Origin of the sequence: Mesorhizobium sp. M1E.F.Ca.ET.041.01.1.1, assembly GCF_003997355.1 — a bacterium.
Lineage (GTDB): Bacteria > Pseudomonadota > Alphaproteobacteria > Rhizobiales > Rhizobiaceae > Mesorhizobium.
In genome coordinates this window covers 1-2246 of the sequence record NZ_RZSL01000790.1, presented here as the reverse complement: position 1 = coordinate 2246, position 2246 = coordinate 1, and the positions used below count along the sequence as shown (strand labels likewise).

Annotated in this window: 2 protein-coding genes; both read left to right on the top strand. The window is 67.6% G+C overall.

What is annotated here, in order from left to right:
• Positions 1–1675 (top strand): SEL1-like repeat protein (locus EOA38_RS34165; protein WP_145966214.1); only part of this gene is annotated, 1675 nt, incomplete at its 5' end.
• 191 nt (positions 1676–1866) lie between these two features.
• The coding region (locus EOA38_RS34160; RefSeq protein WP_145966213.1) for a sulfite exporter TauE/SafE family protein at positions 1867–2246 on the top strand (380 nt) is incomplete at its 3' end.

The following is a 2246-nucleotide window of genomic DNA, read 5'->3' as shown; positions in this document are numbered from 1 at the left end:
GCCGCTGGAGCCGGGCTCGGGCGCGCCGGACCTCAATGCCATCATGAAACGTGTGCGCGACGAGCGCGGCAACCAGCCGGCCAGGCGCAGCGAGACCGACGCCGCCAAATCCGATTTTATCGCGGCCGCCCGCCGCGCGGCGCAGGCCGCCGCCGCGGAAGCCGACGCGCTGAAGCGGCAGTCGACGATGACCGGTCCGGTGAAGGCGCTGAGGATCGGCGATCTGCTCAAGGCGCGACGCAAGCCGATCCTGATGGCTGCGGCCGCGATCATGATGGCGCTGGCCGGCCTGCAGCTCGGCAAAGCCTTCTTCTCCGACCCGGCGCCGGTCGCCAGCAACGACGTCGCGCCGGTCGTCTCCACACAGTCGGTCGAAACCGCTTCGCTCAATGCCGCTGGCGCGCCGAAGACCGAGACGGACGCCGCGAAGCCCGAGAGCGCACCGGCTCGCGCCGTCAGGCAGGCCGAGCCCTTGAAGGACGATCCGGCGCCGCAGGCCGCCGCTCAGCCGTCCGGTCCCGAGATGCCTGCCGCCGCGGCGCCAGCCGAGCCGGCGCCTGCCCCGACGGCGCTTGCCGCGCCCGCCCAGCCTGTGCCAGCGCCGATGGCTTCGACCATGCCGTCCGAGCCGGTCACGCCGGCCGCGAACGCGCCGGCCATGGACACGGATACGGATGCGCAGCCCACGACCAGCGCACCGGCTGCGGCGAGCGCTCCGGCAACCGGCACGCCGTCGGCCAGCACGCCGGCAACCACGTCCGCCGACACCACGGGCACCGTCCCGCCGGCCACCAGCCAGACCGCAATTTCGGCCGCCAAGATCGACATCCCGGCCGACATCGGCCCGGTGGCGCTGCACGACGCAGCCGCGGGCGGCGACGCCAAGGCGCTGTTCGAGATCGGCTCGCGCTATGCGGAATCGCGCGGTGTGAAGGAAGACATGGCGGCGGCCGCCAAATGGTACGAGAAGTCGGCCGAACTGGGCTTCGCGCCGGCCGAATACCGCATCGGCAATTTCTATGAGAAGGGCATCGGCGTCGCGCGCGACGTCAAGAAGGCCAAGACCCACTACCAGCTTGCCGCCGAACAGGGCAACGCCAGCGCCATGCACAATCTGGCGGTGCTGTTCGCCATGGCCGCAGACGGCGTGACCGACAATGAATCGGCGGCGCACTGGTTCCAGGAGGCGGCGGACCTCGGCGTCAAGGACAGCCAGTTCAATCTCGGCATCCTTTCGGCCAAGGGCGTCGGCATGAAGCAGAACCTGGAGGAGTCCTACAAGTGGTTCGCGCTCGTCGCCAAGACCGGCGACAAGGACGCCGCCGCCAAGCGTGACGAGATCGCCAATGCGCTCAGACCCGAGCAGCTCGAGCGGGCCCGCGCCGCCACGGAACTGTGGAAGGCAAAGCCGCTCAACGCGGCCGCCAACTCGGCCGATGTTCCGGAAAGTTGGCAGGACAGCACGCCGCAGACGACCGCCAGCATCGACATGAAGAAGGCGGTGAAGAACATCCAGCTGATCCTCAACAAGAACGGCTATGAGGTCGGCGGAGCCGATGGCGTGATGGGCGGCAAGACCAAAAGCGCCATCATGGCCTTCCAGACCGACAACAAGATGAAGCCGACCGGGGAAATCGACGCACCGCTCGTCAAGGCGCTGCTGGCGCACAAATAACGGCAGATGCGTCGCATACACGACGCCTTGCCACAGATTTGCCTGTTAACTGATTGAGATGGTTTTTGTTTCGACGCGGCGGCGGGGTTTGACTCCGCCGCCGCGCCGGCGCAAGAAAAAATTGGCTTTTCGGTGCGAAACTGCTGGGGACGGCGGCATTCGCCGACAGGCAAACTGATCGAGACAGACGGGTGGGCATCTATCTCCCGATCGCGGAAATTTCCGTCAACGTCTTCGTGCTGCTGGCGATGGGCGCGGCGGTGGGTTTCCTGTCGGGCATGTTCGGGGTGGGCGGCGGCTTCCTCATCACGCCGCTCTTGATCTTCTACAACATCCCGCCGGCGATCGCGGTGGCCACCGGCGCCAACCAGGTCATCGCCTCCTCCTTCTCCGGCGCGCTGTCGCATTTCAAACGCGGCACGCTCGACTTCAAGCTCGGCGGCGTGCTTCTGGCCGGCGGCATCGTCGGCTCGACCGCCGGCATCTACGTCTTTGCGCTGCTGCGCCGGCTCGGCCAGTTGGACCTGTTCATCTCGCTGCTCTATGTCGCGCTGCTCGGCACCGTCGGCGG